19 protein-coding genes and 1 pseudogene are annotated in these 20,736 nt (G+C 37.3%); 8 read left to right on the plus strand and 12 right to left on the minus strand.

Going from position 1 to position 20,736, the window contains the following annotated elements; translation table 11 throughout:
- Positions 1 to 263: 263 nt before the first annotated feature.
- Both ACM46_RS06420 and speB read right to left on the minus strand, forming a co-directional pair.
- Positions 264 to 1,124, minus strand: a complete 861-nt coding sequence (locus ACM46_RS06420; protein ID WP_048505813.1) for a bifunctional helix-turn-helix domain-containing protein/methylated-DNA--[protein]-cysteine S-methyltransferase — start codon at positions 1,122 to 1,124, stop codon at positions 264 to 266.
- A gap of 69 nt (positions 1,125 to 1,193) precedes the next feature.
- Positions 1,194 to 2,051: an agmatinase gene (speB, locus tag ACM46_RS06425; protein ID WP_048505814.1), complete on the minus strand. Its 858-nt coding sequence runs from the start codon at positions 2,049 to 2,051 to the stop codon at positions 1,194 to 1,196.
- A gap of 390 nt (positions 2,052 to 2,441) precedes the next feature.
- On the opposite strand from speB, the gene ACM46_RS06430 reads away from it, so the two are divergent.
- Positions 2,442 to 3,101: an HAD family hydrolase gene (locus ACM46_RS06430; protein WP_048505815.1), complete on the plus strand. Its 660-nt coding sequence runs from the start codon at positions 2,442 to 2,444 to the stop codon at positions 3,099 to 3,101.
- 183 nt (positions 3,102 to 3,284) lie between these two features.
- On the opposite strand, the gene ACM46_RS06435 is transcribed toward ACM46_RS06430, so the two are convergent.
- The 6 genes from ACM46_RS06435 to ACM46_RS06460 form a co-directional block, all read right to left on the minus strand.
- A complete protein-coding gene (locus tag ACM46_RS06435; protein WP_048505816.1) occupies positions 3,285 to 4,679 on the minus strand; it encodes a type III PLP-dependent enzyme domain-containing protein in 1,395 nt (464 codons plus the stop codon).
- Positions 4,680 to 4,789: 110 nt separating this feature from the next.
- Positions 4,790 to 5,626 (minus strand): tyrosine-protein phosphatase, encoded by an 837-nt coding sequence (locus tag ACM46_RS06440; RefSeq protein WP_048505817.1) that lies wholly within the window; start codon positions 5,624 to 5,626, stop codon positions 4,790 to 4,792.
- 35 nt (positions 5,627 to 5,661) lie between these two features.
- Positions 5,662 to 6,309, minus strand: a complete 648-nt coding sequence (locus tag ACM46_RS06445) for a thiamine diphosphokinase (protein ID WP_048505818.1) — start codon at positions 6,307 to 6,309, stop codon at positions 5,662 to 5,664.
- Positions 6,299 to 6,868: a cob(I)yrinic acid a,c-diamide adenosyltransferase gene (locus tag ACM46_RS06450; RefSeq protein WP_048505819.1), complete on the minus strand. Its 570-nt coding sequence runs from the start codon at positions 6,866 to 6,868 to the stop codon at positions 6,299 to 6,301. Before ACM46_RS06450 ends, ACM46_RS06445 begins: the two co-directional genes overlap by 11 nt.
- 297 nt (positions 6,869 to 7,165) lie before the next feature.
- Complete coding sequence (locus tag ACM46_RS06455; protein WP_048505820.1) at positions 7,166 to 9,586, minus strand: TonB-dependent receptor plug domain-containing protein; 2,421 nt, start codon at positions 9,584 to 9,586, stop codon at positions 7,166 to 7,168.
- Positions 9,587 to 9,886: 300 nt separating this feature from the next.
- Entirely contained in the window at positions 9,887 to 10,471 is a 585-nt protein-coding gene (locus ACM46_RS06460) for a hypothetical protein (RefSeq protein WP_048505821.1), read from the minus strand.
- A gap of 179 nt (positions 10,472 to 10,650) precedes the next feature.
- On the opposite strand from ACM46_RS06460, the gene ACM46_RS06465 reads away from it, so the two are divergent.
- On the plus strand, positions 10,651 to 11,142 hold the full coding sequence (locus ACM46_RS06465; RefSeq protein WP_048505822.1) for a DinB family protein: 492 nt from the start codon (positions 10,651 to 10,653) through the stop codon (positions 11,140 to 11,142).
- Positions 11,143 to 11,387: 245 nt separating this feature from the next.
- On the opposite strand, the gene ACM46_RS06470 is transcribed toward ACM46_RS06465, so the two are convergent.
- Both ACM46_RS06470 and ACM46_RS06475 read right to left on the minus strand, forming a co-directional pair.
- Complete coding sequence (locus ACM46_RS06470) at positions 11,388 to 12,344, minus strand: helix-turn-helix transcriptional regulator (RefSeq protein WP_048505823.1); 957 nt, start codon at positions 12,342 to 12,344, stop codon at positions 11,388 to 11,390.
- Between the two features lie 253 nt (positions 12,345 to 12,597).
- Entirely contained in the window at positions 12,598 to 14,325 is a 1,728-nt protein-coding gene (locus ACM46_RS06475) for an ABC transporter ATP-binding protein (protein ID WP_048506147.1), read from the minus strand.
- 225 nt (positions 14,326 to 14,550) lie between these two features.
- Here ACM46_RS06475 and hmpA point away from each other — a divergent pair, with 225 nt between their 5' ends.
- On the plus strand, positions 14,551 to 15,753 hold the full coding sequence (gene hmpA / locus ACM46_RS06480; protein WP_048505824.1) for an NO-inducible flavohemoprotein: 1,203 nt from the start codon (positions 14,551 to 14,553) through the stop codon (positions 15,751 to 15,753).
- A gap of 6 nt (positions 15,754 to 15,759) precedes the next feature.
- A complete protein-coding gene (locus tag ACM46_RS06485; RefSeq protein WP_048505825.1) occupies positions 15,760 to 16,209 on the plus strand; it encodes an Rrf2 family transcriptional regulator in 450 nt (149 codons plus the stop codon).
- Between the two features lie 626 nt (positions 16,210 to 16,835).
- On the opposite strand, the pseudogene lptB reads toward ACM46_RS06485, so the two are convergent.
- Positions 16,836 to 17,561, minus strand: a pseudogene (lptB, locus tag ACM46_RS06490) (LPS export ABC transporter ATP-binding protein); the annotation flags it as partial.
- 229 nt (positions 17,562 to 17,790) lie between these two features.
- Between lptB and ACM46_RS06495 the strand changes: the two are divergent.
- The 3 genes from ACM46_RS06495 to ACM46_RS06505 all read left to right on the plus strand — a co-directional run bounded on the left by ACM46_RS06495 (position 17,791) and on the right by ACM46_RS06505 (position 19,173).
- Positions 17,791 to 18,090, plus strand: a complete 300-nt coding sequence (locus ACM46_RS06495; RefSeq protein ID WP_083997353.1) for a TM2 domain-containing protein — start codon at positions 17,791 to 17,793, stop codon at positions 18,088 to 18,090.
- Positions 18,091 to 18,209: 119 nt separating this feature from the next.
- Complete coding sequence (locus ACM46_RS06500) at positions 18,210 to 18,938, plus strand: hypothetical protein (RefSeq protein ID WP_048505826.1); 729 nt, start codon at positions 18,210 to 18,212, stop codon at positions 18,936 to 18,938.
- 46 nt (positions 18,939 to 18,984) lie between these two features.
- Positions 18,985 to 19,173, plus strand: coding sequence for a bacteriocin (locus ACM46_RS06505; protein ID WP_048505827.1), 189 nt, complete (start codon positions 18,985 to 18,987; stop codon positions 19,171 to 19,173).
- An 81-nt stretch (positions 19,174 to 19,254) separates the two neighbouring features.
- Here ACM46_RS06505 and hemB read toward each other — a convergent pair whose 3' ends face one another.
- On the minus strand, positions 19,255 to 20,244 hold the full coding sequence (gene hemB, locus ACM46_RS06510; RefSeq protein ID WP_048505828.1) for a porphobilinogen synthase: 990 nt from the start codon (positions 20,242 to 20,244) through the stop codon (positions 19,255 to 19,257).
- Between the two features lie 119 nt (positions 20,245 to 20,363).
- Here hemB and ACM46_RS06515 point away from each other — a divergent pair, with 119 nt between their 5' ends.
- Positions 20,364 to 20,714 carry a T9SS type A sorting domain-containing protein gene (locus ACM46_RS06515; protein WP_048505829.1) on the plus strand — a complete coding sequence of 117 codons (351 nt, stop codon included), beginning with the start codon at positions 20,364 to 20,366 and terminating at the stop codon, positions 20,712 to 20,714.
- Positions 20,715 to 20,736: the final 22 nt, after the last annotated feature.

Here is a 20,736-nt window from a genome sequence, read left to right on the forward strand (position 1 = left end):
ATGATTAAAACACAGAATAAAGGGCACAATTAAGCTTTAAAAAAAATCAAAGATTTTTATATTGTACTAGGTCTCCAGGTATACATATTTGCTGTGTTTACATCAATAGGAACGGACTTTAGTCCGTTTTAATATGATAACAATATTCAATCCGGCTTTAGCCAAAATCTATATTTTATGAACTTTAATGGGTTCCTCAAGCTTTTAAACTTCTGAAAATTAAGTATTAAAAACCTTTGTGATTTTTGTGGTAAAATAATATGCTAAGGTAAAACAGAATTTCCGGAATAGACCTGTGAACTTTCCCAGCCCACCATCAGCTGTTTTCTGTCGCTTCCCCATCGGTACCCTCCAAGATTCCCTGTAGACTGAATCACCCGGTGACACGGAATAAGAAATGCCACAGGATTGCTTCCAATTGCTGTTCCTACAGCCCTGGATGCGCCCGGATTCCCTATTTTTTCTGCCAGATTTCCGTAAGTAGAAAGTTTCCCCATTGGAATGGTAAGCAAAGTTTCCCAGACTTTCAGCTGAAAATCGGTGCCTTTAAGGTGTAATTTAATCGTGTTGAGTTTGGTCCAGTCTTTATCGAATATAGATAGTGCGTTTTTCTGAAGGCTGTCCTGTTTTTCAAAAAAAGAAGCATTGGGGAATTTATGTTTCAAATTTCCCAATGCTGTTTCTTTATCGTCTTCAAAAGCCATATAGCAAATCCCTTTTTCTGTGGATGCCGACATTACATATCCAAAAGGGCTTTTGGAGAAGCTGTAATAAATCGTGAGGCTCTTTCCGCCGTTTTTATATTCCGCCGGAGACATTCCTTCTATTTTCACGAAAAGGTCATGAAGCCTGCTCGTGCTGGAAAGTCCCGTCTCGTAAGCGGTATCAAATAAACTCGCTTTTTCTTCTTTCAGTAAGTTTTTGGCATGTTCAAGACTGATGAACTGCAAAAACTTCTTCGGACTTGTTCCCGCCCATTCCGTAAATATCTTCTGAAAATGAGCCGGACTCAAATGAATTTTCTCTGCCACTTCCTCCAAACTTGGCTGAAGTCTGAAATTGCTCTGGATATATTCTATCGCTTTGGCAATTCTGTTATAATCTATCTGACTTTGTGCGGACATAATATTTCTTTTTTACCTCACAAATTTCCGAAGAATATACAGCAGAAAAAATCTGATTCTTGCGGAATTTTAGTTGTTGTTATAGATGTGGTTGTAAGCAAGCATTTTGTAATATAGCTTAGCCGCTAAGAAAGCAGTTGGTTTAGCCATAGGAGAATCCATTAATTCTACAATATCAAAGGCTACCACATTACATTTTTCAAATACTCTTCTTAATAATTCTAATGTAGGATACCACTGTAAACCGCCTGGCTCCGGTGTTCCCGTAGAAGGAGCAATGGATGGATCAAAAGCATCAAGGTCAATTGTAATATAAACGTTTCCTGAAACTTTTTCTAAAACATCCTCAATCCAGTTATCGTTCGTGGCGATCTCGTGAGCAAAAAACACTCTTCCTTCCGGCAGGTATTCAGCTTCTTCAGCATCCATAGAACGGATTCCCACCTGAACCAGATTATGCTTCTGATTGGCTTCAAAAACCGCACATGCATGGTTGGAAGTAGAGCCATGAAATTCAGGGCGTAAATCTGTATGCGCATCCAGCTGAAGAACGGTAAGGTTTTCAAACTTCTCTCCTACCGCACGGATAGAACCGATAGACACAGAGTGCTCACCTCCGAAAAGGGTAAATACTTTTCCCTCGTTGTTCAGAAGTTCTTTTGTTTTTTGATAAACCGCTTCTGTCATTGCTTCAGGAGTAGAATTTTCAGACACTTCTCCGGCAAGATACACACCGTCAAGGAAAGGCTCAGTTCCTGTTTCAATATCATAAAGCTCCATATTTTCAGAAGCATTTAAGAATAATTCAGGGCCTTTATCAGCTCCTTTTCCCCATGTTGAAGTTCCATCGTAAGGAACGGTTACCAACATTACTTTAGAATTTTCTAACGTTGCATTTTCTTCAGGAATTCCTGCGTATGTTCTCATGTTTTATTTAAAAATTTAAATGATAGATTGATTCCACAAAGATACAAAGAGTTTGTGAGTTTGAGGGTAAGTGGGTTATAGGATTTTGGAGTGCGGGAATACGAGTTTCGGGATTCGGGTTTATGAGTAAGAGAGTTTGAGGGTTTGAGCGTTATAAATTATGAGTTATTAGTTTTGGGATGCGGGGTGCGAGTTTGAGAGTTGCGGGATTCGGGGTGAGAAAGTTTACATCAGGAAATCCGAAAATATTGAATGAGCCACCAGAAGCAATCTTCTCTGTCTAAAATCTGATGTCTGATATCTGAAATCTTGGTTCTTGGCTCTTGATTCTTGATTCCTGATCCCCTTTCCCCTTTCAAAGCAAATCCCTACTTTTGTAAAAAACAAAATATGTCCTTAAAAGCTGTTCTTTTCGATATGGACGGGGTTATTGTAGATACGGAACCACTTCACAGAAAAGCTTATTTCAAAACATTTGACGAACTGGAAATTGCTGTTTCCGAAGAACTTTATTCCTCCTTTACCGGAGCTTCCACGAAAAGAGTCTTTGAAACACTCATCGGGAAATATAGTCTGTCTCATACCCACGAAGACCTTTCTGCAACCAAAAGAGCCTATTTCAAAGATTATTTTGACAACGATGAAGAATTTGATCTGATTCCCGGAGTACGAGAATTAATTAAGCATTATCATGAAAGCGGTATCAAACTTATTCTGGCTTCTTCAGCAACAATGGTCACCATCAATATGGTTTTTGAAAAGTTCGGGCTTGAAAAATATTTCAGCGGAAAAATAAGCGGGGCAGATCTGAAGGAATCTAAACCTCATCCCGAAGTATTTCTTCTGGCCGCAAAAATGGCGGAAGAACCTGTAGAAAACAGTATGGTGATTGAGGATTCTACGAATGGAATACTGGCTGCCCACAGAGCTGAAATTTTCTGTGCTGCCTATAGAAGTCCGCATTCAAAAAATCAGGATTATACTTTAGCTGATATTGTGGTTTCAGATTATGAAGAACTGGAACTGGATAAGCTTTCAAAATATTTTTAAATGAAAAAGCTCTCAAAATTTGAGAGCTTTTGTTTTTATATTGGTCTTATCATCTGAAGCGAAGATTCTTAATCGTTCTTAATTCTTAATAGTTAAAAATTAAAATATTAAGAAATAATTGAGCTGTTAAGAGTATTAAGGTGAGATTGCTTCGTCACTTCGTTCCTCGCAATGACAGTCCTGTTATTTGTAGCCTAAGATTTTCAAAATATCTTCAGGTTCCTGCTTCTCACGGAAGATTTCATACTGCAGTTCGCCGTTTTCATCTTTCTGGATCAGGACGTGTCTCGGCTGAGGCATCAGACAGTGGTGAACACCGCCATATCCTCCGATTGTTTCCTGATATGCTCCTGTATGGAAAAATCCGATATACAGAGGTTTTGTATCGCTGAAAACAGGTAAATAGATGGCGTTGGTATGCTGTTCGGAGTTATAATAATCATCCGAATCACAGGTCAGTCCTCCTAAAAATACTCTTTCATAAGTATCTTCCCATCTGTTCAATGGAAGCATGATAAAGTGTCTTGAGATGGCCCAGGTATCAGGAAGTGTAGTCATGAATGAAGAATCAATCATATTCCACTTCTCTCTGTCGTTCTGACGTTTCTGAGAAATGATTTTATAAAGGTTTGCACCGCTCTCTCCTACCGTAAAGCTTCCGAATTCAGTATAAATATTAGGTTCTTCCACTCCTTCCTCTTCACAGAATTTTTTGATCTGAGAAACGATTTCTTCCACCATATACTGATAATCGTATTCGAAGTTTAAAGAAGTCTTAATTGGGAAACCTCCACCGATGTTCAGTGAATCCACTTCCGGTGCAATTTTCTTCAGACGTGCATACACACGAAGACATTTGTACAATTCATTCCAGTAATAAGCCGTGTCTTTGATCCCTGTATTAATGAAGAAGTGAAGCATTTTCAGTCTTGCATTCGGGTGTTCGGCAATTTTCTGGCTGTAATAAGGAATAATATCTCTGTATCCTATCCCCAGTCTTGAGGTATAAAATTCGAATTTAGGTTCTTCTTCGGAAGCAATTCTGATTCCGATATCGAAAGTGGTATCAATGCTTTCGGTAAGTTTATCCAGCTCGCGGTAGTTATCCAGAATAGGAGTAATGTTTTCGAAACCGCTGTTGATCATCTCGGAAATTTTAGCCAGATAATCATCGGTCTTGAATCCATTACAGATCACCTCGATATTTTTATCTACTTTACCTTTCCCATAAAGAGATTTTACAATATCCATGTCATATGCCGATGACGTTTCGATAGAAATATCATTTTGCAGAGCTTCTTCAAGCACAAAGTTGAAATGACTGGATTTTGTACAGTAACAATAGGTATAATTCTTTTTATATTCGGTTTTCTCAAAAGCTTCCCTAAACCAGCTTTTCGCCTTTTGGATATTTTGAGAAATTCTCGGCAGATAGCTAATTTTTAGCGGAGTGCCGAATTTTTCAACGACTTCCATTAAAGGAACATCGTGAAATAACAAATTGTTCTCAGAAACATTAAATTCCTCTGTAGGAAAATACAATGTCTGATCAATAAGTTCCGAGTACTTTATTTTCATTTCTTGACAAGTGAATTACGAAATGCAAAATTGCTAAAAAAGTTTGATTTTTAAGCGTTAAATTTATTATAAATTTAAAAACAGCCTCATTCAAAAACCATTATCGATTATTAATTTGTAAACTTCTTAATATATTCTTCCCTCTTATCTTCCGAAATCCCCAAGACCTGTTGAATATAAACATCAATTGAACCATATTTCTTATTGATTTCATCAAAAGCGGCATCCAGGTAAGCGCTTTCAACCCAGCTTAGTTTTTCAAGAACTTTTACATCCATCTTAGGATACATAAAATGCAGATTATCAGCCAGATGAAGTCTTTTGAAAACAAGTTTTTGTCTGTAATTATTGGATAAAAGATAGTCGTTGTAAATGGTTTCTTTATCAAACTTTAAAATCGTCAGAATTAAAGCCGTTGTAATTCCTGTTCTGTCTTTTCCTGCGGTACAGTGATAAAGAACAGGCTGTTGGGATTCCAGAATTCCGGTGATTATCTTTCTGATCACTTCAGGATTTTCTGTCACATATTCACGGTAGAAATCAATCATCCTTTTATCTGCATCGGAACCGTTTACTTTTCCTTTTAAGACCAGTTTTTTTGCCTGGGTAAGCTGATCTCCCTGATCTTCAAAAGCGGAATATTGATGGTAAACAATATCCGTAGGAAGATGGTCCGGCTTGTCTGATATTTCTTTCGAATTTCTAAGGTCTATTATTTCCTTGATTCCCAGTTTCTCTAATTCTTTGAATGATTTTTTCTTCAGCTTATGAAGATGTCCGCTTCGGTAAAATTTTCCTTCTTTTAAAACTTTTCCTTCTGTATTTTTAATATTCCCTACCGTTCTGAAATTATATACCTTTTTGATTTTAATGGTATTTTCTGTTTCACGCTGACCATATTCCGGCTGCGTAAAGTTCTGTGTCTTGCAGGAAAACACACAAAACATGCCTATAAACAGAACTGATATTTGTATTAACTGTTTCAATATATTCCGGGGTATTCTATTTCATTGATTCCTACAAAAAATAACAGATCTCCGGATTCATACTGAATGGAAACCTCATCTTCAACGGCAAAATTTCTTGTCCCAATTCTTGACGTAATGCTTAAACTTCCATTAGTTAAAGGCCAGTTCAATCCGGTAGTTGTTATATTGTCTACGAATGGAAAGGGATAAAGTGAAATCATTTTATTTTTAGCCCCTTTCAGTTTAAAATTGTTCGGGACAAAATAATATTCGGAAAACTCATCATAAAATTTGATGTTTAACCGATCTTTAAAAGCATAAGCAACAGTAAGGTTTCCTAAAAAATGATCCTGTTCACCGCCACTTCCTCCAAAAACATCTACAGAAAGAAAACCTCTTTCCAAAATGATTTCCAGGGCTTTGTGAAAATCTGTTTTATCCTGATCCAGTGTAAGAATAAATTTCCCTTCATAAACACTTTCATCTGCTCCTGAATGAGAATCGAAATCTCCGGAAATAAAATCCAGTTTATCTAATGGAAAACCAAGCTTTTTCAGATAGTGAAAGGCTCCGTCCGTACAGGCTATTAAACCGTATGGATCTAAGTCCGGAAAGGATTTCGGATGATCTCCGTTGATGAAAAGTAATGCTTTATCTTTCATTCGGATTCCAGTATTCTTCCGGTTCGTTGTTGATTTTTGAAATATATCTTGCCAGAACAAAAAGATAATCGGAAAGTCTGTTCAGGTATTTAATAAGTTCTGGACGTACTTCCTCAGATTCATTTAAGAAAACCAGGGAACGTTCTGCTCTTCTGCAAATGGTTCTTGCCGCATGTAAAAATGTAGCGGGTTTTCCACCACCGGGAAGAATAAAATACTGAAGCGGCTCCAGCTTTTCTTCAAAAGCATCCATCCACTGCTCCAGCTCTTCGATTTCTGTTTCTGAAATAATAAGAGGCAAGCGGGATTTTCCATTGGCAAGCATTAATTTATCCACTGGTGTTGCAGCTTCTGAACCTACTGTAAACAGATCAAACTGAATTTTTTTCAGCTGTTTCAAAACCTCTTCATCCTCAATATGGCTTTTGGAAATTCCTATAAATGAATTAAGCTCATCTATATTTCCGTAGCTGTCTACTCTGGCGCTGGCTTTTGAAACTCTGGTTCCGCCGTATAAAGCGGTCTGTCCTTTATCTCCTGTTTTTGTATAAATTTTCATACTACTAAAATACTTTATTTTGCACAATGAGAAAAGTAAAATACAGGAATGTCTGTAAGAATTATGTTTTGGCTAAAGCCATATGGATTATACCTATTTTTTAAACGGGCTAAAGCCCGTTCCTATTGAATATTGAAATTTCCGTAGCACTGACTTTTGAAACTCTGGTTCCACCGTATAAAACTGACATTAGAAATTAATGTCAGTTAATAGTTACGTAAACGGGGTTTTATATCTTTTGGATTACTTTCCCTTTGTTAAGTATGAGAAAGCAATGCTAATTTTTTTATTTACAGATTAAAAAGTATAATTAACATTTAGCTGGAAAGTTGTTCCGTTAAACCCAAACTGATTTACCTCCCAGGGATATTTGAACCTTCCTCCAAGATCTGTTACTACATCTCCTTTACTGTCTATTACATTCGGATAAATATTAAATAAATTATTTACGACTCCGGAAACTTTAAGATCTTTGGTGATTTTATATGTTAAAACGATGTCTGTAATCACCTTACCGGAAAATGTCTGATCTTTGGCAGGATCAGTTGCATGTTGCCATGTAACAGAACCAAAATAAGTATTATTAAGGTTAAAGTTAAACTTTGAAATGTCATACGAAAGACTAAGAATGGTTTTTGTTTTTGGCCTAGCAGAGATAATTCTGGATTGTTCTTTTCTATCAAAAAAGTTTTCTGAGTATCCATTTTCAGCCAAAATAGACGGAACGGCAATATTATCTACTATCTTAGTTTCGTTATAATTGAAAGCAGCAATAACTCCCAATCTTCCTTTGCCAATAGCGGAAGTATAATAATTAGCTACGAAATCTACCCCTTCAGTAACTGTATTTACAGCATTCGTGAAAAACTTCAGAGAGGTAATTTTATTATTGTCTAATATCACTTCCACAGGGTTTGTTGTATCCGGACTACCCGGAGCACCGGTCTTGTAACCAATATCTCCTGAGAAAAGCACCCGGTCTTTAATTTTTATTCTATAATAATCTGCTGTAATCGTCAGGTTCTTAAAAGGTTTTAAGGCAAATCCCCCGGTAATGTTAAAGGCTTTTTCAGCATTTAATTTTTGTACCCCAAGATCAGATCTTACAATTTGAGAGTCATTGTTAAAAGTACCCTGATTAGCTACAGTATTCCCTGTAATTTTGGTTTGAACATTGGAATAATAAATCTGGTGTAATGAAGGTGCCCGAAATCCTGTAGAAACAGACCCGCGGAAAACTAATTTATCATCCAACAATTTATATCTTGCATTTCCTTTCCAGGAAACATTATTTCCAAAATCACTAAAGTTTTCATATCTCACAGTTCCACCAACTAACAAGTTTTTCGTAACATCCCATTCAGAATTTATATAAGCTCCCATATTCTGACGGTTTTTATTGATTTCATTTTGAGGCTGCAGTCCTGGAAACGATTCTGCACCACTTCCTATATAAGAAGCCTCCTCTCCTGCCCTTGCCTGATAGTTCTCATTGCGTACTTCAACGCCAGCTCCTAAAACAAACGCACCAAAATTCCGGTTGATGTCTATGTTTCCTATAATATTACTAAACTGATGACCACCTGCTTTAAAACGGGTTGGTGAATTTCCACCCAAAGATGTATTAATGGTGTTTCCTACAACATAATCTACCGCATTAGAGCCAAAGGTAGCACTACCATCAAAATTCCATTTTCCAAATAGGCCCTTCCACCCGGAGGTTAAATTATAATCATAAACATCTGTTTTAAATTCCGGTTGAAATCCATTGTAAGGTTGCCCTTCCGGAGTTAATAAACCAAAATCTGAACTTACCCAATAGGGTGTTCTATACAAACCATAACTAGTCCCATTCCTGTAAGTAGTACCACCAAAAGCATAAAACTTGCCTGTTTCACCTGTTGGCAATTCAAAATTGACAAACATATTGGCAACTTTTGTCTCCGGCTGTCCTATAATCATTCCTAAACCAGGATTAGCCTGCGTCCAGGCATTATCAACACCAAAAAGTTCATCTTTGGTAACAGAACCTGCACGGTTAGTTCTATTTTGGGAAGAATATCCCAATGTAAGGTTCAAACTTCCATTTTTTGCCACTTTGATTCCTGTATTAAAATCTGCTCCGATATTAAAGCCGTCTCCTTTTGAAGTAATACCTGAAAAAAGATTGACGGTACTTTTTCCAACGCTGTTCTTAAGAATAATATTGATCACTCCAGCAATAGCATCAGAGCCATATTGTGCAGATGCACCATCTCTTAAAACCTCTACATTCTGTAAGGCAGCAGATGGAATACTCTTCAGATCCGTACCTACCTCACCTTTTCCCGGCGTATCATTTACATAAATTAAAGCACTTTGATTTTTTCTTTTACCATTAACCAAAACTAATGTTCTGGAAGGGCCTAATCCCCTTAAATCTGCCGGATCAAAATGAGCCGTTGCATCAGAAACGGTTTGCTGTGACGAATTAAAAGAGGGTACCGAGTACGTCAAAGCTTTATCAAAAGTAACTTGTCCTGTGGATTTTAGCTGTACTGCCGAAATATTATCAATAGGAATTGCTGATGTAATGATGGTTCTAGGCTTAGTTCTACCTGTAGTAACCACAACTTCATCTATACTATTTTCTTTTACACCTTCCTGAGCATATACCATAGTACCCGCTCCGCTTAATACCAATACACAAATTTTCTTATTGAATGATTTTCTTTTCATATGTTGTTAATAATTCAATAAATCTAGTGAAAATATAAATATTAAACACTAAAAACGGAAATATAATATAAATACATTTCCCAACTTATGCAATGAATATTATTATTATTCTATAAAAAACGAGAATTGATTTACAAAATACGAAGTGGCTTATTAATAATCGGAAAAGAAATAATAATAACTGAATAAAATGATCTCATCCATTCCCAAACGTATTTTTCAACAGATTGAGCCTGCTTAGCCAGTGTCTCTCAATGACTGTGTATAAAAAATGGCCGGATAAATCCGGCCACTCACAAATTATTTATTTACCTCTACATATTGTATGATGGTCTGGTTTTTGGGATTATAGATTATGGTACTGTTGTTTGGAAACCTTTTCAGTCTGTAATATTCTATATTCTTATCGTTTTTGATGTCTTCCAGAAAACTGGTATCAAAAGTATTTTCAGGCAGGAATTTGGAGACAAAGGTAATTTTGTCTATAATGCTTTGCCCATCTATTTTACGGGCTGTTTTCTCTGATTTATTTTCATCGGAAGTAGGCTGCTTTTCCAGAAAAGGAAGCAGTACGGCAATGTCCGATTTGTATTTAAAGATATATCCTTCGGAACCGTTTGGAAATTTAAATTTCTTTCCGGTGTCTTCTGAAACTACAGGTTTTCCTCCATCCGGAAATACCTGATTAAATTTTACGTCTTCAGAGTTGGTTAGAGAGTTAATAGATTCACTTACCGTTTTCTTTACTGTTTCTTCTACTGCCTGTTGTGCTTTCTGTTGCACGGTCTCTGTAGTTTTCTGAACAGTCTGGTCTATCTTCTCTTCGATTTTATTACATGAGATTAATAAAAAAACAGGAATAACAGGCAAAATATACTTCTTCATTACGTGATTTTAATAACTGGTACTTTTTTATCAATGCAATTTACATCTAAACGGCAAAACATACCCATATATTTTAATAAAGAAATAAAATATTTTTTCACCCACAAAAACACTACTGACAAACTGTTGTCATAACCCTGTCTTACCTTTGTATCAACAACAAACAAAATAATACCATTATGACAACTACAGCAACAGCAACAAAACAGTTTATGAATTCTCAGCAATTACTTGAAGATTGGCAGGGACACAGAAATCTTACCCGAAGAGTGATTGAAGCTTTCCCTGAAAAAGAATTATTCGAATTTTCTGTAGGAGGAATGAGACCGTTCGCTAAACTGGCGGTAGAACTTATCAGCATCGCGGGACCTGCTCTGAAAGGAATTGTAGATAGAAACATGGAGGCCTATAATGAGGAAGGATTTGCACCATCCACCAAAGAAGATATTCTAAAGAAATGGGATGAGGAAACGGAAGTGATCAATCATTATTTTAATCAGATTACTGAAGAACGTTTTCAGGAAACCTTCAATTTATTCGGTCAGTACGAATTTCCGGTATACCAGAACATCCTTTACTTCGTAGACAATGAAGTTCACCACAGAGGTCAGGGATACGTTTATCTGAGAGCATTAGGAATTGAGCCTCCTTTTTTTTGGGAGAGATTTTAGGATCACTTATTCCTTTGCTTAGACTGAAAATGATGATTCAATTCAGACAAAAAGACGGAACTTCAAAATCACAAAACCAATCATTCAGATTATCCATACCTTAAATTAGACACCCCGGTTTTGTTGTTCCTGATTTTTGTTCTCAGCTGAAGTAGAGCTTCTTTATTCAAATTATTATAAATTTCCAAAGCTCCGGCTGCCCGAATGGGCAGCCGGAGTTTATATTTTTATTCAGAAAATTATTCTTATTCTTCCAGGTTTCTGGAAATATCTGCAGCCAGGTTTCTGAGTTTTGTCTTTAAAGATTCCGGCTCTAAGACGGTGGCATAATCGGCAAAAGTAATCAGCCAGCGCGGGAAGCCTTCTTCTATCCATTCTGTATCGAAAATCATTTCCATTCCGTTTTCTGTCTCCCTTTCTTCAATAAATCCGTAATATCTTCTGGAATTAACGATATGCCCCATTATTTTTTTCTCTACTAAAAGTCTGACCTTTGTTTTCTCACCGTCCGAATATTTTCTGTAATCATTAATCTGGCCGTATTCCTGAGAAAAAGTATTTTGCGTTTTAAAGATCTGTAGAATTCTGTCTACCCGGAACTGCCTGAAATCTTTTCTCAATGTACAAAAAGCCATGATGTACCAGTAATTGAATTCAAAAAAAACGCCTACCGCTTCCACTGTTCTGTTCGTCACTCTTGAATCCACCGTTTTATACTCAATGATCAGCTGGGTTTTGTCAGCAATACTTTCAAGAATGGTGGGAATGACGTTTTTGAGTTCGTTTCCGGTCTGGGCATGGTAATTAAAAACATCGATCTGTTTTTCAATATTCTCTATCAGATTTTTATCCGAATGCCGAAGCACTGAACGCACTTTTTCCATGGCAGTCTGATAATGATTTCCCAGACTTTGATGAGAAAATTTCTGCATCAGTTTTTCCGCAGTAATGAAACTCAGGACTTCTTCTTTTGTGAACATCACCGGAGGAAGTTTATAACCGTCCATCAGTGAATATCCGTTACCGGCTTCTCCGATAATAGGAATCCCTGCATTTTCCAGAGTTTTCACATCACGGTAAATCGTCCGGATGCTGACATCGAATTTTGTGGCAAGGTCCTGTGCCCTTACTATAGGTTTCGACTGCAGCTGGGTGAGAATAGCCGTTACTCTGTCTATTTTTTTAAGATAGTGATCGTTCATATTGGTAGAACAAATCTATCAATCTTTTTTGAATTAACGCAGAACAAAAGGATTACAGGGAAGGTTTGTTTAAATTGATGAAGGATGAATTTGGCAAAACGCTAAGACGCTATCTTTTTTAAATACATGCTGCTTTAAGGCGCAAAGGATTTTATCTCCGATAAAAATGTACACCGCCATTACAGCCTAGAACGGGATTTACAGTTTACAGGAAAAAAAGTGTGTTGCTTTATGTTAAAGACCATATATCAAATCAATTATCTTTAAAAGAATTCACCAGTTTATCCAAATTTAAACTCCTCGCAGAAGCATCAAAAATTTCACGGTATGTACCATTAAGCTGAACCAGCTCATTGTGGGTTCCGTTTTCTACAACTCTCCCCTTTTTCATTACATAAATGGTATCTGAATCCAGAATCTGTGACAGAGAATGGGAAATAATCACTACAGTACGCCCTTCCTTGATGGCATCCAGTGAATTTTTAATCTGTTCCGTAGCAATAGCATCCAGGCTGGCAGTAGGTTCGTCCAGAAAAATAATCGGTGGATTTTTGAGAAATAATCTGGCGATGGCAATTCTCTGCTGCTGCCCTCCCGATAACTGAGTCGCATCATGCTGATAACCGTCCGGAAGATCCAGAATTTGCTCATGCAGGTATGCTTTTCTTGAAGCTTCCTCGATTTCCTCAAAACTGGCATTCATATCACCATAGCGGATATTGTCTTCAATACTTCCCTGAAAAATATGATTTCTCTGAAGGACCAGCCCAAGATCGTTCCTCAGAAAAGTATTATCAAAATCATTTAAATCAACATCATCCAGCAGGATCTCTCCCGAATCGGGCAGATAGAATTTACAGAGAAGATTGATTACCGTGGATTTTCCGGCTCCGCTCAATCCTACCAAAGCCGTTGTTTTCCCATTTTCGATTTTCATGGAAACATTGTGCAAAGCTTTTGTTCCGTTGGGATAAGTGAAATCTACATTTTTCAATTCAAAATTACCTTTGATCTGATTTTCTGTAAAAGTTCCGTTCTGTTCTTTTTCATCGTCTGCATTCAGAATTTCAAAATAACCTTCGGCATAGATCATGGCATCGTTCATATCATCATAAATTCTGTGCAGTTGGCGGATAGGAGCCGAAATATTGTTAAACAGCATAATATGAAGCATAATAGCACCAATGGTCATTTGCTGGTCAAGAACGAGATAAACTGTCAAAAGAATGATTAAGACTACTCCAAACTGTTCTATAAAAGTTTTTAAGCCGTCATAAATAAAGTTGGTTTTTCTGGTGTACATCTGGCTTTCCATAAGCTCCATCTGCAAATCGTACTGCTTTTTACCTTCGAATTTTTCCCGGACAAAACTTTTAATAACCATAATGGAATTGATCAGATTCAGCAGTCCCGAAGTTTTCCTTTCCCTCTGATTTCTGAGCTGGCGGCGTACTCCACTCAGCTTCCTGGCCTGCAGTGAGCTTATATAAAAATAAATAGGAACAATAATCGTGGAAACCATTCCTACATATACATTCTGCATGTACATAATGATAAGAGCGATAATGGCATTGGAAAAAAGCGGCAGAATATCTATGAAAAAATTCTGTACCAGCTTTGTCAGGCTTTCAATACCACGGTCTATTCTGATCTGCAATTTTCCCGACTCATGATTTTCATCATTAAAATACGCTACTCTGTACATCAGAATTTTGTCGATGGCAGATTGGGCCAGGACAGAGCTTACGTTGATTCTTATTTTTTCACCATAAAATTTCTGTCCGAAGTTGATAAAAATATTAAGGAGTTCTTTTCCGAGTAAAATAATGGAAATTACTACCAGAATATGGATGCCTTCAGACATCGGATGCGGAAGATGTGTTAATGTCGTCACCTCATCTACCGTATATTTCAGGACAATGGGGTTCACCTGTGCTGCAAGAGCTCCTAAAAAGGTAAGAAACAGCGTCCCGTAAATCATTAAACGGTACGGTCTGATAAATGGAACAAGCTGTTTATAGATTCCAAATAAGGTGACGGTTCTGTTAAAAGGTTTTGCCATGAGAATTCGTTAAACAAAATTTATGCATTTTTTACGAGAAACAGATCTTTCTTTTTAATAAAGTTTCAAAATCATATTGTTGTATTTTAAATACAACAATTAAAAATATTTTTGTAGCTTTGTCTCAATATTAAATAAAACAGAATGAATTCTAATCAAAAAAAATTAGTCAAATCTACCGTTCCGGTATTACAGACAAACGGTACAGATCTTACCAGACACTTTTATACAAGAATGTTTAAGCACCATCCTGAACTGAAAAACTTATTCAATATGAGTAATCAAGCCAGCGGAAAGCAGCAGCATGCTCTCGCAGGAGCCGTATTGGCCTATGCCGAACATATTGAAAATCCCGAGGTTCTCATCAATGTTTTAAAATCTATCGGGAACAAGCATGTAAGTCTTAATATCACTCCGGAACAATACGATATTGTGGGACATCATCTGGTTTCTTCCATCAAAGAAGTATTGGAAGAAGCAGCCACCGATGATTTAATAGAAGCCTGGACAGAAGCTTATAATGAACTGGCTCAGATCATGATTTCTATTGAAGCAGATCTCTATGAATCGAATGTAAAGAAAGAAGGCGGATGGAAAGGCTGGAGAACCTTCATTATTTCTGAAATTATCGAAGAAAGCAGTGAGGTGAAATCTTTCTATCTGAAACCAAAAGATCAGAGACCGATTGCAGATTATCTTCCGGGACAATACCTTTCCGTAAAATTATTTATTCCCGGTTTGGGGCATGAACAGGCCAGACAATACAGTCTCTCCTCCGCTTTTAATCCGGAATATTACAGAATATCTGTGAAAAGAGAGAACAATGGTAATGCTCCTGATGGTGTGGTTTCCAATGTACTGCATCGTAAAAAAGCAGGTGATGAGATATGGGTAAGTGCACCTTCAGGAGTATTCCATGCCGGTGTTGAAAGCAATCAGCCTTTGGTACTCATCAGCGGAGGGATAGGTGTAACGCCGCTTCTGAGCATGCTTGAAACCAATAAAAAAAGACTTCAGGAAAATACTACCGTCTGGCTTCACAGCTGCAGAAATGAAAAGGTTCATGCCTTTAAAGAGCAGATTGATCTTCTGAATCGGGACAATGAATGGCTTACGACCCATATTTTTTATGAAACATTAGCTCAAAACGGCAATGATTCCGTAAAAGAAGGCAGAATAGATTTAGCTGAACTGAAAGACGAAGTACTGATTGATGATGCAAAGTATTATATTTGTGGACCGGAAGTCTTTATCAAAGTACAGTACAATTCCCTGATCAAACTTGGAGTTGCACAGGAAGACATTCTTTATGAGGAGTTTGGTCCTCAATTACTTCATTTTAATTAAACACCCATGAAACTGAACCATTTTACCGATTACAGCCTGCGTGTATTGATTTATTTAAATAAAAAAGGCAATACAGCTTCATCTTCACTGGACGAATTGTCCGGCGAGCTGGATATCCTGCGTAATCATCTCATTAAAGTGGTTCAGTTTTTATCTAAAGAAGAGCTTGTTCTCACAAAAAGAGGCAAAAACGGAGGAATTTTCATCTCCGAAAAAGCCCTCAATACCGGATTGGGAACCCTCATTCATTTATTGGAACAGGACGACTCTCCTATCATTAACTGCCATTCAAAGCCCTGTGTTTTCATGCCTTTCAACTGCCGGTTGAAATTTTTCTTAGATACCGCTTATCAGGCTTTTATAGACAGCATGAACCAGCACCGTTTATCTGATCTGGTTTTTAATAACTGGGAAAGTATTTTCTCAGGCCGCCAGAACAAAGGAAACAATGCTTAATTACAAAAAGTTTTAGGCTGAGGCTAAGAATTGAGGCTAAGTGACGTGAATGGTGAATGGAAATTAAAGAATCAAGAACCAAGAGCCAAGATTTCAGACATCAGATTTTAGATGGAAGAGATTGCTTCTGGTGATTTTGGGAGCCTCAGCCACTAGATATTGGTTGGCTCATTCAATATTTCCGGATTTACTAACATAAACTTTCAAACCCCGCATCCCAAAACTCATAACACTCAAACCCTCCTACTCTCAAACCCGAATCCCGTACCCCGAATTCAGGCTCGCACAATTTACCCTTCGTAAAAATACGTTGTAAGATAATGAAGTTCCGGCTGGCTGGCCGCTTTAGATTCAGCTTCTGCCTGCTCCAGAGAATATTGTGATGTCAATTCTTTTCTTTGGAAAACAAAAGAATTATTGGCATTCTTGTCTACGACTTCACTGAAAATATGTTCAATTTCCGAATTAGCCATGGATGCAAAACTGGTATCTTCAATACCGTACATCAGTCGTAGATCGTCAAACTGACTGAATTTTTCATCTACAAACCCCTGCAGCTGTGCTTTTGAATCAAAATTCCCGGCCCACATGTTGTAAATATATTTTTTCTTTTTTGGTTTGTCTAAGATACTTTGGTAGACGAAGTTTTCTCCAAGATAAGCCTCTCTTACCTGAGGATCGTTGGCAAGATCTTCCGGAAGTCCTTCTTTCAGGATATTCCCTTCAAACATGATGTATGTTTTGTTGGTAATGGCCAAAGTCTGCTGTACATTGTGGTCAGTAATCAGAATCCCGATATTTTTATCTACCAGACTTCTTACAATCTTCTGGATATCTTCTACGGCAATAGGGTCTACCCCTGCAAAAGGTTCATCAAGGAGGATAAAGTTCGGGCTTGTTGCCAGGCATCGTGCGATTTCTGTTCTACGTCTTTCCCCACCGGAAAGAAGGTCACCTCTGTTTTTACGTACATGCTGCAGCGAAAATTCTTCAATCAGTTCATCACACTTAATCTGCTGCTCACGTTTTGACAATTTGGTCAGCTGTAAAACACCCATGATATTTTCTTCTACAGACAGCTTTCTGAAAATGGAAGCTTCCTGAGCCAGATATCCGATTCCTTTTTGCGCACGGCGGTACATGGCATCTGTAGTAATCTCCTGCTTATCGAGAAAAATTTTTCCGGAAGTAGGCTTAACCAATCCCACGATCATATAAAACGAAGTGGTCTTTCCTGCTCCGTTCGGACCAAGCAAACCCACAATTTCTCCCTGTTCCACTTGTACAGAAACCCCTTTTACTACTTTTTTAGGACCGTATTCTTTGATTAAGTTTTCTCCTCGTAAAATCATAGGAGCAAAGATAAAGTTTTTTTGAATTCAAATTTTAGATTATAAAACTGTATCCAAGGTTTTTTGAATGAGTTTTTTTATTCTTATGGTTTGCTGCCTCAATATTTCTGGTCTTCAGCTACTTTTTACAGAAAAAGAAAGCAGTTTACCTCCTTATTTTGTAACTCCGGGGAGTTTTATTCGACATATTAATCAATTATTTTAATCATCACACAAAAAAAAATTAACAATGGAAAATTACGGCTATACTAAAACAGAAGATGCTCAGAACCAAAATCAGCAAACGAATGTACCTTACCGTTCGGAAAAGAAAATTCCGGCTGCCATATTAGGAATTCTTGTAGGCTGGCTGGCTTTAAATAAATTCTATCTGGGTTATACCAAAGAGGGAGTGATTCAGCTTGTTCTTAATATCATTACGTTCGGAGCAGCTTCTATTATTCCTTTTATTGAAGGGATCTTGTATTTATTTATGAGCGATAAGCAGTTTGATGATACCTATGTGTATGGGAAGAAGGGATGGTTGTAGAGTGGGAAGGATAAATTGAAAAAGGCGAAAGGGTAAAGGAGGCTATTCACCCTTCCTAACTTCTCGCCTATTTATTTTATTTCCTTATTTTTATACACCAAATCAAAAAATCAAATACTATGGAAAGTAATCAAGACCTGACGGATCTGCTTGCGCTGGATCTGGGGATAAATATTGTAGACAGAAGGCCCTATGCGAAGGAAGTTTTCAAATGGCAGGATATGGATCTGCTTCCCCACTCTTCCACAGACACCCTGCTGTGCGAAATATTTGAATGGAATGGAAGAAACTGGAGAACTACAGGCAACAATCTTATAGGATATCTTTTTTCCGGCGACCAACTCAATACCGTAAAAGAACAGCTGATTAATTCTCCCAAACATCCTGCTCTGATTCCGGATTTTGAATTCACAAAAGACAGCATGGTTGAATATGGCCTTTCTCTTCCTTCTTTATTCAATATCGGGGTCAACGGAAATATCAAAAATGCCAAAAGTTTTTCGGTAAGGGTCAACGGAGTTACCAAATCCAGAATTACCAATATTGATAATCCGGGAATTGAAATTCTGAAAAATTATTCGCTGTTTACCCAGAGTAAATCTAAAACGTACAGAAAAAATATTAAGTTCAATTATCTGAGTACTTCCCTGTTCTATGCTGAAAGTGTGGAAATTTTTCTGGAAAAGGAGTCAGGTGTAGGCCTGGATGTAAGTTTTCAGACTACCAATGTGGAAGTGGATGCTAAAATTGATACAGAAACAAAGAAGCATTTTGTTTTAAAATATTCCGGAAATCAGGCTCCTTTTGCAGCTAAATTTACGAAAGGAAAAGATTTCAACATTATGTGATAAATTTTCATTATTTTAGTTTTTACTAATTTATAAAATATTTGTCATGAAAAAATTAACAAAAAAAGATTTAAAGAACATTAATGGTGGAAGTTTAAGATTCCCGGATGCTAACGGAAATTGTCCGGCAGGATGGTACCTTTGCCCTACTAACGTTTGTGTGGATGATAACGGAGGAGAAAACCCTATCCAGCCTGGACATCGCCACTACAGAGCATGTTTCGGAAACAATTAAGAATATTTTTTACTTCATATAATTGAACTGCCCCTGAAAATTACTTTTCAGGGGCAGTTTATTTTTAGCTGATAGTTTTAATTATTTATTCAGAATCATGGCTGCTTCTTTGGCAAAATAGGTAAAAATCATATCTGCTCCGGCTCTTTTGAAGCAAGTAAGGCTTTCAATAATTGTTTTATCATTATCCAGCCATCCGTTTTGTGCAGCGGCTTTTACCATAGCATACTCTCCGCTTACATTATACACTGCGATAGGAAGATCAATAGCTTCACGTACCTTAGCAACGATATCCAGATAAGGAAGTCCCGGTTTGATCATGATAATATCGGCTCCTTCATCAACATCTTTGAATACTTCGTTTAACGCTTCGCGGGAATTGTGAAAATCCATCTGATAGGTCTTTTTATCTTTCGGAATTTCCATATTGTCTTTCGGCGCGCTATCTAAAGCACTTCTGAAAGGTCCGTAGAAAGAACTTGCATATTTTGCGGAATAGCTCAGAATTCCCACATCTGTAAATCCACTTTCTTCTAAAGCTTCACGAATAGCCAGTACTCTTCCATCCATCATATCGCTTGGGGCTACAATGTCAGCTCCTGCTTCGGCATGTGATACAGACATTCTGGCCAGTGCATCATTGGTAGCATCATTCATAATCTTACCATTTTCAATAATCCCGTCGTGACCATAGATTGAATAAGGATCTAAAGCAACATCCGGCATTACAATCATCCCGGGAACCGCATCTTTGATAGCTTTAATCGTCTGCTGCATGAGCCCGTCTTTGTTCCAGGCTTCTTTTCCGGTATTGTCTTTCAGATGTTCTGACACTTTCATGTACAGATTGACAGATTTTATGCCTAAAGAAAATAATTCTTTACATTCTTTCACCGTCAGATCTATGCTCCTCCTGAAAATTCCCGGCATCGACGGGATTGCTTCCTGCTGGTTTTCGCCCTCCATTACGAAGATAGGCATTACAAAATCATCAGTTGTAAGGGTATTTTCTCTTACTAAACTTCTGATAGATTCATTAACTCTAAGCCTTCTATTTCTTGAATGCATCATTTTGGAATACTTTTTGAATAAGTTTCTACAAATTTACTACAACTTATATAAAAAAACTATTGTATAGAATTGTAGAATTGCTTATTTTTGTTTTAATACATTCGAGAAATTATAATTTGATGAAAAAACTTTTACTTTTATTCTTATTCACAGGCGCTTTCGTTGGATTTTCCAACAATATGCAGGCACAGCTGAGAGAGCCGGGTTCCACTACTCAGAAATCTGATGACGGTGTTTTGGTGGCCTATCCCAATCCTGCCAAAGACTTTCTTTTGATCAAAGCAAAAGATTCCGCTTTAAAAATCAAAAGTGTCACTTTTTATTCCATTTTAGGAACGCAGGTAGCCAACTATTCTGTCAACATGAATTCCGGAGAAATTAATATTGAAAAACTGAAACCCGGAAAGTATCTGATTCGCTATATTTTAAGCGATAACACCCAAAAGGTAACGCAAATTGTAAAACAATAAAATTAAATCCTGATAATCATCA

This window comes from Chryseobacterium angstadtii, assembly GCF_001045465.1.
GTDB classification, from domain to species: domain Bacteria; phylum Bacteroidota; class Bacteroidia; order Flavobacteriales; family Weeksellaceae; genus Chryseobacterium; species Chryseobacterium angstadtii.